Genomic DNA, 13419 nt, shown 5'->3' on the forward strand with positions numbered 1-13419 from the left:
CCCCCCCCCCCCCCCCCCCCCCCCCCCCCCCCCCCCCCCCCCCCCCCCCCCCCCCCCCCCCCCCCCCCCCCCCCCCCCCCCCCCCCCCCCCCCCCCCCCCCCCCCCCCCCCCCACACACCCTTTTTTACGGCCTTCGTCGGCAGCGTCAGATGTGTATAAGAGACAGACTGTTTGAGCGCAGCGAGTTTTTCCCGTCTCCGCCCGGTTACACAAATTCAAGGAGGGTGTCGCCATCTTGGGCGCGCCTTTCTTTGCTTACTTTCTTTGGCAAGACAAAGAAAGTGAGTCGCCCCCGGCAGGGGGTGAAACGGGGGATGCACCACAAAACACAAACCCCAAAGCAAGAGACACGCAGCCCCTGCGCCACAAGTGCAGAACCATGTCGACAGCACACCAGGAGATCACCATGTCCGACCGCATCATCATCGCCTCAGCGGCCCGCACCCCGATGGGCGCATTCCAAGGCGAACTCGCCAGCCTCACCGCCCCGCAACTGGGCGCCGCTGCCATCCGTGCGGCAGTCGAGCGAGCGGGCCTGAAGCCGGAGCAGATCGAAGAAGTCATCATGGGTTGCGTGCTGCCCGCCGGCCAAGGCCAGGCACCGGCCCGCCAGGCCGCATTGGGCGCGGGCCTGCCGCTGTCGGTTGGCTGCACCACGGTCAACAAGATGTGCGGCTCAGGCATGCGCGCAGCCATGAACGCGTATGACGCACTGCTCGCGGGCTCGGTCGATGTCGTCGTTGCAGGCGGCATGGAAAGCATGACCAACGCGCCGTACCTGATCCCGAAAGGCCGCGGCGGCTACCGCATCGGCCACGGCATGATCTACGACCACATGATGCTCGACGGCCTGGAAGACGCGTATGACAAAGGCCGCGCCATGGGCACCTTCGGTGAAGACTGCGCCGAGAAGTACGGCTTCACACGCGAGGCACAAGACCACTTTGCGATGACGTCCGTGCGCCGCGCGCAGGAAGCCACCGAATCCGGCGCATTCCGCTGGGAAATCGCGCCCGTGACCGTGTCGAGCAAAGCCGGTGACACCGTCATCGACACCGACGAAGGCCCGCGCCGCATCAAGGTCGACAAGATCCCCACGCTCAAGCCCGCGTTCAAGAAAGATGGCACGGTGACGGCCGCGTCCTCGTCGTCGATCAACGACGGTGCTGCGGCCCTGGTGATGATGCGCGAGTCGACCGCCAAGCAGCTCGGCATCACGCCGCTGGCGGTAATGCTGGGGCACACCACGCATGCGCAGGCGCCGGGCTGGTTCACCACCGCACCGGTCACGGCCATCGACAAGCTGTTCAAGAAGCTCGACTGGAACAGCAGCAACGTCGATCTGTTCGAGATCAACGAAGCCTTTGCCGTGGTGCCGATGGCCGCCATGCACGACCTGCACATCCCGCACGAGAAGGTGAACGTGAACGGCGGTGCATGCGCGCTGGGCCACCCGATCGGCGCCTCAGGCGCTCGCGTGATCGCCACACTGCTGGGCGCGCTGCAACACCGCGGCGGCAAGCGCGGCGTGGCGAGTTTGTGCATCGGTGGCGGCGAGGCCACCGCTGTGGGCATCGAACTCTATTGAGCGAAAGGCCAGCACGATGACGAACGCAACCTCCCGCCGCACGCGCACCGCACTCATTCTGGGTGCATCGCGCGGCATCGGCCTGGAAACCGTGAAGCAGTACCGTGCGGACGGCTGGCGTGTGATCGCCACCGTGCGTACGCAGCAGGCTGCGCAAGATCTGCAGGCCCTGGGCGCCGAAACGCATGTGCTGGACCTGACCGACGCCAATGCCATCGCCGGCCTCGCCTGGAAGCTCGACGGCGAGGCGCTGGATGTAGCGATCTACGTGGCGGGCATCTATGGCCCGCGCACGCAGGGCGCCACGCCGGTCAGCCAGGCCGACTTTGATGCCGTGATGCACACGAACGTGTGGGCGCCGATGAACGTGTTGCCGGCCGTGCTGCCGATGGTGGAGGCCGGACGCAACGGTGCAAATGAAGTGGGCGGCGTGTTGGCCGTCATCTCCAGCCGCATGGGCAGCATTGGCGATATGGAAGGCAACGGCGGCTGGCTGTATCGCACCAGCAAGGCCGCGGTGAATGCGGTGCTGCATGCGCTGTCGTTCGACGCCAAGAACGCCACATGCCTGACCTTCCACCCAGGCTGGGTGCAAACCGACATGGGTGGCGCCGGAGCCGCCATCACACCGCAGCAAAGTGTGGCTGGCATCCGCAGCGTGATCGCATCCGCCACGCGCGCCGACAACGGCGCGTTCCGCAATTACGATGGGAGCGTCATTGAATGGTGAGCTTCCCGACCGACCAGCGCGCGGCCATGCTTGCACTCAAGGGCGTGGGGCCGACGATCGTCGCGCGTCTTGAGCAAATGGGCTACTGCCACCTCAAGCAACTACGCGAGGCCAGTGTGGACGAAATCGTGCGCACTGGCGCAGCCCTCACTGGCTCAACCTGCTGGCGCAACAGCCCGCAGGCACGCAGCGCCATCGGTGCCGTCGTGGCATTGGCCCAAACCTGGTAGACCGCCATGCTGCTGAACCCCGAACAGGAAATGATCCGCGATGCCATCCGCACCTTCGTGCGCGAGGCAATCACCCCGCACGCCGCCGCGTGGGATCGCGATGCAACGTTCCCGAAAGACGTACACCGCCAACTCGGTGAGCTGGGCGCCTATGGTGTGGCCGTGCCGGAAGAGCTGGGCGGCGCCGGGCTCGACTATCTGTCGCTCGCGCTGATCCTGGAAGAGATTGCCGCTGGCGATGGCGGCACCTCCACTGTCATCAGCGTGAACAACTGCCCGGTGTGCAGCATGTTGATGGCGTTTGCGAACGACGCACAAAAGCAGCAATGGCTCGTGCCACTGGCGCGCGGCGAGATGCTCGGCGCGTTCTGCCTGACCGAGCCGCACGTCGGCTCCGATGCCTCGGCCCTGCGCACCACTGCCACGCGGGATGGCGACCACTGGGTACTCAACGGCGTGAAGCAGTTCATCACCAGCGGCAAGCATGCCGACGTGGCGATCGTCATGGCCGTCACCGACAAGGCTGCGGGCAAGCGCGGCATCAGTGCATTCCTGGTGCCGACCAAGACGCCGGGCTACGTCGTCGCGCGGCTCGAAGACAAGCTCGGCCAGCACTCCTCCGACACGGCGCAGATCGTGTTGGAAGACTGTCGCATCCCCGCCGATTGCCTGTTAGGGGAAGAAGGCGCGGGCTACAAGATGGCGTTGTCCGGATTGGAAGGCGGGCGCATCGGCATTGCGGCACAGAGCGTGGGCATGGCGCGTGCAGCCTTTGAGGCAGCACTGGCGTATGCCAAGGAGCGCGAGAGCTTCGGCCAGCCACTGTTTGCGCACCAGGCCGTGCAGTTCCGCCTGGCCGAGATGGCCACGCGCATCGACGTGGCGCGGCAGATGGTCTGGCACGCTGCCAGCCTGAAAGACGCGGGGCTGCCGTGCCTGAAAGAGGCAGCCATGGCCAAGCTCAATGCCAGCGAGATGGCCGAGCGCGTGTGCTCCGATGCCATCCAGGTCTTCGGCGGCTACGGCTACGTGAACGACTTCCCGGTCGAGCGCATCTACCGCGACGTACGCGTGTGCCAGATCTACGAAGGCACCAGCGATATCCAGAAAATCTTGATCGCCCGCGCCTTGGCGTAGGCATTTTTGGGGAAGCCGCAGCACAACAAGGGGAGCACATCATGAACGGGGCCATCGATTTCTACTTCGACTTCTCATCGCCGTACGGCTACTTCGCCAGCACGCGCGTGGAAGAACTCGCCCAGCGGTACAACCGCGCGACGGCGTGGCACCCGATCCTGCTGGGGGTCGTATTTAAGACCACCGGCGGCTCCCCGCTGCCACAAGTGCCGCTCAAGGGCGACTACGCATGGCGTGACTTCGAGCGCACCGCGCGCTTCAACGGTATCGAATACCGCAAGCCGACGCACTTCCCACTGCCCACGCAATACGCGGCGCGCGCCACGCTGTGGGTGCACGACCACCACGGCGGCGATCGCGCCATCGACTTCGCCCGTGCCATCTACCGCGCACTGTTTGTCGATGACATCAATATTGGTGAGCCGGTCGAGGTGATGAAGATTGCCGACGCGATGGGTATCGACGGCGCGGCACTCAATGCCGGCGCAAGCACGCAGCAGATCAAGGACCAGCTCAAGGCCGAAATCGACCTGGCGATGTCGCGTGGCGTGTTCGGCTCGCCTTACGTGATCGTCGACGGCGAGGCGTTCTGGGGCTTCGATCGTTTCGACCAGATCGAAGCCCTGCTTCGCGACGGCCGCATCTGAACCGAACAGGAGAACGCCATGGCCATGAAGAAGGGATTCCGCGCGCTGGTGGACGAAGCCATGGCGCAGGTACAAACGCTCTCCGTGGACGAGGCGCGCGCCCTGCTCGATGCCCCGCACGTGCAGTTTGTCGATGTGCGCGAGATCCAGGAGCTGACGCGCGAAGGCGTGATTCCGAACGCGCTGCACGCCCCGCGCGGCATGCTGGAGTTCTGGGTTGATCCGGACTCCCCGTATTACAAGCCGGCCTTTGCAGCAGACAAGACCTTCGTCTTCTTCTGCGCGGCCGGCTGGCGCAGCGCGCTGGCCACCAAGACCGTGCAGGACATGGGATTGGAGCGCGTTGCACATATCGAAGGTGGATTCACCGCCTGGAAGGCGGCCGGTGCGCCGGTCACCGCTTACGAAAAACCAACGAAGAAAGCATGACTGCAGTCTCTCAATCCGCCTCAACAGAAACTCGCCACCCACGCTTTGACGCGATCCTCTTCGATTGCGACGGCGTGCTGGTGGACAGCGAACCCCTCGTCAACAAACTGATCTGGCAGATGCTGAATGAACTCGGCATCGAGATCAGCCAGGAAGACTCCATCACGCGCTTTCTCGGCAAGGCCATCCGCGAAGAGCTGGATGCGATTGCCGAGATGCGCGGCGCACCGTTGCCGCCAAACTGGCTGTCCACCTTCCACGCACGGCGCAACGCGCTGCTCGAAGCCGAGGTCGAAGCGGTGCCGCACATTGCGCACGCCATTGATGTGCTCTCCAAGCTTGGCCTGCCAATGGCCGTGGCCTCTGGCGCCGATCGTGTGAAGGTGGAACTGCAACTCAATCGCACCGGCTTGATCGAGCACTTCCAGCCGACGGATGTGCGCATCTTTTCGGCCACCGAGGTCGCGCGCAGCAAGCCCGCGCCCGATGTGTACCTGCTGGCGGCCAGCAGTCTGGGGGTCGCGCCATCGCGTTGCCTGGTGATTGAAGACAGCCCCACGGGCGTGACTGCCGGCCATGCTGCGGGCATGACGGTGCTGGCCTACGCCGGTCGCAACGCACCGGGCCCGCTGATCGCCGCCGGTGCCACGCGCACCTTTACCGACATGCGCGACCTGCCGGAGCTGCTGGCCTGATGGGCACCCAAGCCAAGCCCATCGGCCCGGCCGACGCCTGCCCCTGCGGCGGTGTTGCGTACGCGCGCTGTTGCGGCCCGTTCCACGCCGGTGACGCCGCGCCGGCCACGGCCGAGCAACTCATGCGCTCGCGCTACAGCGCGTATGTGCTGGGTGACACGGCGTATCTGCGCCGCACGTGGCATCCGTCCACTTGCCCCGCTGATCTGGAAACGAGTGAGGCAGATGCCGCCGCCACCCGCTGGCTCGGCCTGGACATGAGGCGCCACACACTGCAAGACGCTACGCACGCGACGGTGGAATTCGTCGCGCGCTACAAGGTGGGCGGCCGCGCGCATCGCCTGCATGAAACCAGCCGCTTCGTTCGCCTGGACGCGAGCGGCGCCGAATCCGCCGAAGGCCGTTGGCTGTACGTCGACGGCACCTTCCCTGAATAACCGCACCGCACTTCCTGCACCGCTGCCATGCCGACGCTAGACACCAAGCTCAACCCCCGTGCCGAAGACTTCAAGGCCAACGCCGATGCCATGCGCACCCTCGTCGCCGACTTGCGCGACAAGGTCGCCCGCATTGCGCAAGGCGGCGGTGAAGACGCCCGCGCCAAGCACCTCGCCCGCGGCAAGCTGCTGCCGCGGGACCGCGTGCAGCAACTGCTCGACCCCGGCACGCCGTTCCTGGAGTTCTCGCAACTGGCGGCGTACGGCATGTACGACGACGCGGCACCGGGCGCCGGCATCATCACCGGTATCGGGCGCATCTCGGGGCAGGAGTGCGTGATCGTCTGCAACGATGCCACGGTCAAGGGCGGCACCTACTACCCGATGACGGTGAAGAAACACCTGCGCGCGCAGGAGATTGCCGAGCAGAACCACCTGCCCTGCGTCTACCTGGTCGACTCGGGCGGCGCCAACCTGCCGAACCAGGACGACGTGTTCCCCGACCGCGACCACTTCGGCCGCATCTTCTACAACCAGGCCAATTTGTCGTCCAAGGGCATTCCGCAGATTGCAGTGGTGATGGGCTCGTGCACGGCCGGTGGCGCGTATGTGCCGGCCATGAGCGACGAGTCGATCATCGTGAAGGAACAGGGCACGATCTTCCTGGCCGGCCCGCCGCTAGTGAAGGCCGCCACCGGTGAGGTGGTGAGCGCCGAAGACCTGGGCGGCGCCGACGTGCACACGCGCCTGTCCGGCGTGGCGGATTACTTCGCCAACAACGACGCGCACGCGCTGGCCCAGGCCCGCAGCATCGTCGCGCACCTGAACCGCCGCAAGCCGGAGCAGGTGCAGGTGCATGCGCCGATCGAGCCGCGCTATCCGGCCGAAGAACTCTACGGCGTGATCCCGACCGACACACGCAAGCCGTTCGATGTGCGCGAGGTCATCGCCCGCATCGTCGACGACTCAGCCTTCGATGAATTCAAGGCACGCTACGGCACCACGCTGGTCTGCGGTTTTGCGCGCATCTGGGGCTACCCGGTCGGCATCATCGCCAACAACGGCATTTTGTTTTCGGAAGCGGCGCTCAAGGGCGCGCACTTTATCGAGCTGTGCTGCCAGCGCAAGATTCCGCTGGTGTTCCTGCAGAACATCACGGGCTTCATGGTGGGCCGCAAGTACGAGAACGAGGGCATCGCCAAGAACGGCGCGAAGATGGTGACAGCGGTCGCCACGGCGCAGGTGCCCAAGTTCACGGTCATCATCGGCGGCTCGTTTGGGGCGGGTAACTACGGCATGTGCGGGCGGGCGTATTCACCGCGCTTCCTGTGGATGTGGCCGAACGCGCGCATCTCGGTAATGGGCGGTGAGCAGGCCGCCAGCGTGCTCGCCACCGTGCGCCGCGACGGCATTGAGGCCAAAGGCGGCCAGTGGAGCGCCGAGGAAGAAGCGGCTTTCAAGGCGCCGATCCGCGACCAGTACGAGCGCCAAGGCCATCCGTACTATGCCAGCGCGCGCCTGTGGGACGACGGCGTGATCGACCCCGCCGACACGCGCAGCGTGCTGGGGCTGGGCTTGTCGGCCAGCCTGAACGCGCCGATTGGCGATATGAACTTCGGCGTATTCCGCATGTAAGCGGACCGCCATCGAACAAGGAACTTGCAGTGAACAGCAACACCGCGCGAACGTGGCGCAGCGCCTGGGCAGCCATCGGCTGTGCGCTGCTACTTGCCGCCGCGCATGCGCAGGACAAACCGTCCAGCCCAACGAGCACATCGGGCATCAGCGAAGAGATCGTGGAGGTGCCCAAGTCAGCGGGCATCTTCACCATCAAGCTGGAGACCACCGTCTACAAGCCAGCGGGCACCGGCCCTTTCCCGCTCATCGTGCTCAACCACGGCAAGTCACGCGGTAACGCGGCCTTCCAGTCGCGTGCCCGTTACAGCGAGCAGGCGGCGGCGCTGGTCGCGCGCGGCTACGTGGTAGCCATCCCGATGCGCCAGGGCTTCTCCAAGTCGGGCGGCGCCTATATCGGTAGCGGCTGCAATGTGGAATCGAACGGCCTCATCCAGGCCGAAGACGTGGTGGCCGCGCTCGACTACATGACCGCGCAGCCGTATGTGGACCGCAGCCGCATCGTCGTCATGGGGCAGTCGCACGGCGGCCTGACCACGATGGCTTTCGGCACGCTGAACTACCCCGGCGTGCGTGGCCTGGTGAATTTCGCGGGCGGCCTGCGCAACGACACCTGCGTCGCCTGGGAAAACAACCTCGTGCGCGCCTTTGAGACATACGGCCGGCAGTCGCGCTATCCGTCGCTCTGGTTCTACGGCGATAACGACAGCTACTGGCCCAAGCCCATGCCGGAAAAGATGTTTGCTGCGTACACTGGCGCCGGCGGTAAGGCGCGGCTGGTGGACTACGGCGACTTCAAGAGCGACTCGCACGGCATGTTTGCCAGCCAAGCAGGGTTGAGCATCTGGCTGCCGCAGGTCGATGCCTTCCTGCGCGAACTTGGCCTGCCCGCGGGCCCAGTCAGCGCCGCACCCACCGCCGCAGAAGCCTCGGGGGCGGACAACCCGAGGGCCGGCACCAACAAGGACGCCGAATGAACACTTTCGAGACCTTCGCCACATTGACGTTCAGCCAGCACGGCGCCGTCGCCACGCTCACGCTCAACCGGCCTGATGTGCGCAACGCCTTCAACGAGACCGTCATTGCCGAGCTGACCGGTGCCTTCCGCGCGCTGGCGCAAGAGCCCAGCGTGCGCGCCATCGTCCTGGCCGGCAACGGCCCCGCCTTCTGCGCGGGCGCAGACCTGAACTGGATGAAGAAGATGGCCGGCTACTCGGATGACGAGAACCGCGCTGATGCCCTGCGCCTGGCCGAAATGCTGCGCGCCATCTATACCTGCCCGAAGCCGGTGATCGCACGTGTGCAGGGTGATACGTATGCCGGTGGCGTTGGCCTGGTCGCCGCGTGCGACATCGTGGTCGCCGTCGACACCGCCAACTTCTGCCTGTCGGAAGCCAAGCTCGGGCTGATTCCGGCCACCATCAGCCCGTACGTGATCCGCGCGTTGGGTGAGCAGGCGTCGCGCCGCTACTTCATCACCGCCGAACGCTTCTCCGCTGCTGAGGCGCATCGGCTGGGCCTTGTACATGAGCTTGTCAACGCAGACACGCTCGACGGCAAGGTCAGCGACATCACCGCCGCGCTCGTCGCCAACAGCCCGAACGCCGTGCGCGAGAGCAAGCGCCTCGTGCGTGAAGTGGCTGGCGCCGCCGTCAACGACGCGCTGCTGGCCGATACCGCAGACCGCATCGCCGCCATCCGCGCCTCGGAAGAAGGCCGCGAAGGCGTGCAGAGTTTTCTGGGCAAGCGCAAGCCGAACTGGCTGCTGCCGGCCTGACCCGCATAACTAGAAACCACGCATTACTTGAAGGAAGTCCTCATGCAATCCACTCCGCTCAACTTCGTTCCGAACGCCGCCAAAGCGCCTGTCACGCCGGGTCAGGCACCCGACGCGCGCTGGAGCCGCGAAGCCATCGAAGCGCTGTTCGCGCTGCCGTTCAACGACCTGCTGTTCCAGGCCCAGCAAGTGCACCGCGCCAACTTTGATGCGAACGCAGTGCAGCTCTCGACGCTACTGTCCATCAAGACCGGCGGCTGCCCGGAGGACTGCTCGTACTGCCCGCAATCGGCGCGCTACGACACGGGTGTGGAGGCTGAAAAGCTGATGCCCATCGACGAAGTGCTGGAAGCCGCATCACGCGCCAAGCAAAACGGCGCCAGCCGCTTCTGCATGGGCGCTGCGTGGCGCAACCCCAAGCCGCATCAGCTCGATGCCGTGGCCGACATGGTGCGTGGCGTGAAGGCGATGGGGCTGGAGACCTGCGTGACGCTCGGCATGCTCAAGCAGGAGCAGGCTGCGCAACTGAAAGACGCGGGGCTGGACTACTACAACCACAACCTCGATACCGCGCCGGAGTTTTACGGCGAGATCATCACCACGCGCACGTATCAAGACCGGCTCGACACGCTGGAACACGTGCGTGAGGCGGGCATCAATGTGTGCTGCGGCGGCATCGTCGGGCTGGGGGAATCGGTGCACGAGCGTGCGGGCCTGATCGCCGAGCTGGCGAACATGGAGCCGTATCCGGATTCGGTGCCCATCAACAACCTCGTGAAGGTGGAAGGCACGCCGCTGGCGGGCAATGAAGAACTCGACCCGTTTGATTTTGTGCGCACGATTGCCGTGGCGCGGATCACGATGCCCAAGGCGATGGTGCGGCTCTCCGCTGGCCGCGAGGCGATGGATGATGCGTTGCAGGCGATGTGCTTTGTGGCTGGGGCTAACTCGATCTTCTATGGAGAGAAGCTGCTGACGACGGATAACCCTGAGGCGGATGCGGATCGTAAGCTGCTGGCGCGGCTGGGGATGCGGGTTGAGGTGCAAGATCACATGCACCAAAGCGCTGATGCTTCGCACTCGCATTCGTCGCATTGCCATATCGACATTACGCCTGCGGACTGATGCGTTTTATGGGAGGCGGTTTTTGTTTCTGTGTTGGTGGTCTGCCTCCCTTTCGCCCCCTGCCGGGGCCGACTCACTTTCTTTGTCTTGCCAAAAAAAAGTAAGCAAAGAAAGGCGCGCCCGAGATGGCGAAACACTCCTTGAATTTATGTCGCAGGGAGGGGGGAGAGGCAAACTCGCTTCGCTCAAACAGCCTCCCCTCTTTTTCCTCCTTGCAACAGAAATTCAAGGCGCCACCTAGGGCAGGAACGGCCACACCGTCGTGGCACTGGCGTTAGCGTTGGAGTGAATCGATTCGCGCGCCACGCTCTTTGTGGCGGTATTGAAGTTCTGGACTTCGACGCCGAGGTTCTGGAACTCCTGCTTCGAGGTGCCGAACTCGAACGTTGGAGTTCTGAACACCGACTTTGACGTTCCGGAACCCCAGCGTTGAGGTTCTGAACGCCGACTGAGCGGTTCCGAGCTTCGACGCTGAGGTTCCGAACTTCGACTGTGGGGTTCCGAAACTCCGACGTCGAGGTTCTGCACCCCAAGTTTGGAGTTCTGAACCTCAACCTCGGGGCTTTGCGCTCCGCAGGAGCAAGAACACAGCGCCACGGGCGGCGCCCGGCCGGTTTGGCCGTCCCCGCCCTAGATGGCGCCTTGAATTTGTGTAAGCGGGCGGAAAAAAGACGGGGAACTGTCTGAGCGCAGCGAGTTTTCCCCGTCTCCGCCTGGTTACACAAATTCAAGGAGGGTGTCGCCATCTCGGGCGCGCCTTTCTTTTGCTTACTTTTCTTTGGCAAGACAAAGAAAAGTGAGTCAGCCCCGGCAGGGGATGAAACAAGGGATGCACCAAAAGTGCAAAAGCCAAAAACTAGGAGACGTAACAACACCATGATCACTAAGCTCCTCATCGCCAACCGAGGCGAAATCGCCTGCCGAGTCGCCGCCACCTGCCGCAAGCTGGGCATCCGCACGGTCGCCGTCTATTCGGATGCCGACGCCAACGCCCGCCACGTCGCCGCCTGCGACGAAGCCATCCACATTGGCGAACCCGCGGCCCGCGACAGCTACCTGCGCGCCGACCGCATCCTCGAAGCTGCACGCGCCACGGGCGCCCAAGCCGTCCACCCCGGCTACGGCTTCTTGTCGGAAAACGAAGCCTTCGCCAAAGCCTGCGCGGACGCCGGCATCATCTTCGTCGGCCCGCCGGCCTCAGCCATCGAAGCGATGGGCAGCAAGAGCGCGGCCAAGGCGCTGATGGAAAAGGCCGGCGTGCCGCTCGTGCCCGGTTACCACGGTGACAATCAAGACGCCGCCTTCCTGCGCACGCAGGCTGATCGCATCGGCTACCCCGTACTCATCAAGGCCAGCGCGGGCGGCGGCGGCAAGGGCATGCGCGTGGTGGAATCGGGCGATGCATTCGAAGCCTCGCTGGCGTCCGTCAAGCGCGAAGCCTCCAGCAGCTTTGGCGATGACCGCGTGCTGATCGAGAAGTACCTCACGCGCCCGCGCCACATTGAAATCCAGGTCTTCGCCGACAGCTTTGGCGATGCCGTCTACTTGTTCGAGCGCGACTGCTCGGTGCAGCGCCGCCACCAGAAGGTGCTGGAGGAAGCCCCCGCCCCCGGCATGACGCTGGACCGCCGCCGCGCAATGGGTGAGGCCGCTGTGGCCGCCGCGCGCGCGGTGGGCTACGTGGGCGCCGGCACGGTCGAGTTCATCGTCGATGAAGACGGCACGTTCTACTTCATGGAGATGAACACGCGCCTGCAGGTCGAGCACCCCGTCACCGAGATGATCACGGGCGAAGACCTCGTCGAATGGCAATTGCGCGTGGCCTCCGGCGAGCCGCTGCCGCGCGCGCAGGACGAACTGCGCATCCACGGCCATGCGCTGGAAGCGCGTATCTACGCAGAAAACCCCGACCGCGATTTCCTGCCCTCCATCGGCACGCTGAAGGTGCTGCGCACGCCTGCGGCAGTGGAGTTCACCGTCGGCGCGCAAGCCAATGGCGAACCGGCCGCTGTGCGTATCGACGCCGGTGTGCGCGAGGGCGACGCCATCAGCCCCTACTACGACCCGATGATCGCCAAGCTGATCGTCTGGGGCCGCGACCGTGAAGAAGCGCTCGCGCGCATGCTGCAGGCGCTGGGCAGCTTCCACCTCGTCGGGCTGTCGTCCAACGTGGCGTTCCTGCGCAGGCTGGTGGCATCGAAGCCGTTTGCGACCGCTGATCTCGATACCGGCCTGATCGCGCGCAATCACGACACGCTGTTCCCCGCTGCACCCGACGTGCCGCAAGACGCCATCGCCCTGGCCGTGGCCGCGCTGCTGGCACGCGAGGCGCGCAGCCTGCGCACCGACACGCGCGACCCGCATTCGCCGTGGGCACGCGGCAGCGGCTGGCGCCTGAACGGCGCAGCCGAGCGCACGCTGCGTTTCACGCACGGCGAGCAGGCCATCGACGCCACGCTCATCTATGGCCGCGACGGCTCGCGCCTGAAGACCAACGGCGCTGAGGCCCCCTTCACCACGCATCGCCACGCCGAGACCTTCACCGTCGCACTAGGCTCGCACAAGGCCACCGGCCAAGTGCATACCGATGGCGACACGTTCCACGTGTTCACCGGCGGCGCGCACTGGACGCTGGAGCGCCACGACCCGCTCGCCCACGCGGGCGAGGCCGATGACGAAGGCGGCAAGCTGACCGCGCCGATGCCCGGCAAGGTGATCGCTGTGCTTGCCACACCGGGCCAGAGCGTCACCAAGGGCGCGCCGCTGGTCGTCATGGAGGCGATGAAGATGGAACACACGCTCACCGCCCCGGCGGATGGCGTGGTCGAATCCGTGCTGTATGCCGTAGGCGATCAGGTGACGGAAGGCGTGCAACTGCTGGCGTTCAAGCCCGCAGAGTGACGCCAAAGCGGGCCGCCACGCGCCACGGCGGCCCCTGCTACACTGCTTGACGTATACGTCAACCGTGCGTCAACCACGCACCTCGAA

At 65.2% G+C, this 13419-nt stretch carries 14 protein-coding genes; 13 read left to right on the forward strand and 1 reads right to left on the reverse strand.

Annotated features, from left to right (window positions below; genetic code table 11):
* The first annotated feature begins 407 nt into the window (after positions 1–407).
* Genes JHD73_RS08185 through bioB form a run of 12 tightly spaced genes read left to right on the forward strand, consistent with a single transcriptional unit; the run spans position 408 to position 10431 of the window.
* Complete coding sequence (locus tag JHD73_RS08185) at positions 408–1589, forward strand: acetyl-CoA C-acetyltransferase (protein ID WP_199029674.1); 1182 nt, start codon at positions 408–410, stop codon at positions 1587–1589.
* 16 nt (positions 1590–1605) lie between these two features.
* Entirely contained in the window at positions 1606–2319 is a 714-nt protein-coding gene (locus JHD73_RS08190) for an SDR family oxidoreductase (protein ID WP_199029590.1), read from the forward strand.
* Entirely contained in the window at positions 2313–2549 is a 237-nt protein-coding gene (locus tag JHD73_RS08195) for a helix-hairpin-helix domain-containing protein (protein ID WP_233176844.1), read from the forward strand. The genes JHD73_RS08190 and JHD73_RS08195 overlap by 7 nt, the downstream gene beginning before the upstream one ends.
* 6 nt (positions 2550–2555) lie before the next feature.
* On the forward strand, positions 2556–3686 hold the full coding sequence (locus JHD73_RS08200) for an acyl-CoA dehydrogenase family protein (RefSeq protein WP_199029592.1): 1131 nt from the start codon (positions 2556–2558) through the stop codon (positions 3684–3686).
* Between the two features lie 41 nt (positions 3687–3727).
* Positions 3728–4333: a 2-hydroxychromene-2-carboxylate isomerase gene (locus JHD73_RS08205; RefSeq protein WP_199029594.1), complete on the forward strand. Its 606-nt coding sequence runs from the start codon at positions 3728–3730 to the stop codon at positions 4331–4333.
* Between the two features lie 18 nt (positions 4334–4351).
* Positions 4352–4762, forward strand: a complete 411-nt coding sequence (locus tag JHD73_RS08210; protein ID WP_199029596.1) for a rhodanese-like domain-containing protein — start codon at positions 4352–4354, stop codon at positions 4760–4762.
* A complete protein-coding gene (locus JHD73_RS08215) occupies positions 4759–5457 on the forward strand; it encodes an HAD family phosphatase (RefSeq protein WP_199029598.1) in 699 nt (232 codons plus the stop codon). The genes JHD73_RS08210 and JHD73_RS08215 overlap by 4 nt, the downstream gene beginning before the upstream one ends.
* Entirely contained in the window at positions 5457–5894 is a 438-nt protein-coding gene (locus JHD73_RS08220; RefSeq protein ID WP_199029600.1) for a YchJ family protein, read from the forward strand. Before JHD73_RS08215 ends, JHD73_RS08220 begins: the two co-directional genes overlap by 1 nt.
* A 27-nt stretch (positions 5895–5921) precedes the next feature.
* The gene (locus tag JHD73_RS08225; RefSeq protein WP_199029602.1) at positions 5922–7529 is read left to right on the forward strand and encodes a carboxyl transferase domain-containing protein; all 1608 of its coding nucleotides are present in this window, start codon (positions 5922–5924) and stop codon (positions 7527–7529) included.
* A 29-nt stretch (positions 7530–7558) separates the two neighbouring features.
* Positions 7559–8506, forward strand: a complete 948-nt coding sequence (locus JHD73_RS08230) for a prolyl oligopeptidase family serine peptidase (RefSeq protein WP_199029604.1) — start codon at positions 7559–7561, stop codon at positions 8504–8506.
* Positions 8503–9306 carry an enoyl-CoA hydratase/isomerase family protein gene (locus JHD73_RS08235; protein WP_199029606.1) on the forward strand — a complete coding sequence of 268 codons (804 nt, stop codon included), beginning with the start codon at positions 8503–8505 and terminating at the stop codon, positions 9304–9306. The genes JHD73_RS08230 and JHD73_RS08235 overlap by 4 nt, the downstream gene beginning before the upstream one ends.
* A gap of 42 nt (positions 9307–9348) precedes the next feature.
* The gene (gene bioB, locus JHD73_RS08240; RefSeq protein ID WP_199029608.1) at positions 9349–10431 is read left to right on the forward strand and encodes a biotin synthase BioB; all 1083 of its coding nucleotides are present in this window, start codon (positions 9349–9351) and stop codon (positions 10429–10431) included.
* A gap of 237 nt (positions 10432–10668) precedes the next feature.
* Here the strand turns inward: bioB and JHD73_RS08245 are convergent, their stop codons facing one another.
* Positions 10669–10833 carry a hypothetical protein gene (locus JHD73_RS08245; RefSeq protein ID WP_199029610.1) on the reverse strand — a complete coding sequence of 55 codons (165 nt, stop codon included), beginning with the start codon at positions 10831–10833 and terminating at the stop codon, positions 10669–10671.
* A 474-nt stretch (positions 10834–11307) separates the two neighbouring features.
* Between JHD73_RS08245 and JHD73_RS08250 the strand changes: the two genes are divergently transcribed.
* The gene (locus JHD73_RS08250) at positions 11308–13332 is read left to right on the forward strand and encodes an acetyl/propionyl/methylcrotonyl-CoA carboxylase subunit alpha (protein WP_199029612.1); all 2025 of its coding nucleotides are present in this window, start codon (positions 11308–11310) and stop codon (positions 13330–13332) included.
* Positions 13333–13419: the final 87 nt, after the last annotated feature.

Source organism: Ralstonia sp. ASV6 (assembly GCF_016429285.1).
GTDB lineage: Bacteria > Pseudomonadota > Gammaproteobacteria > Burkholderiales > Burkholderiaceae > Ralstonia > Ralstonia flaminis.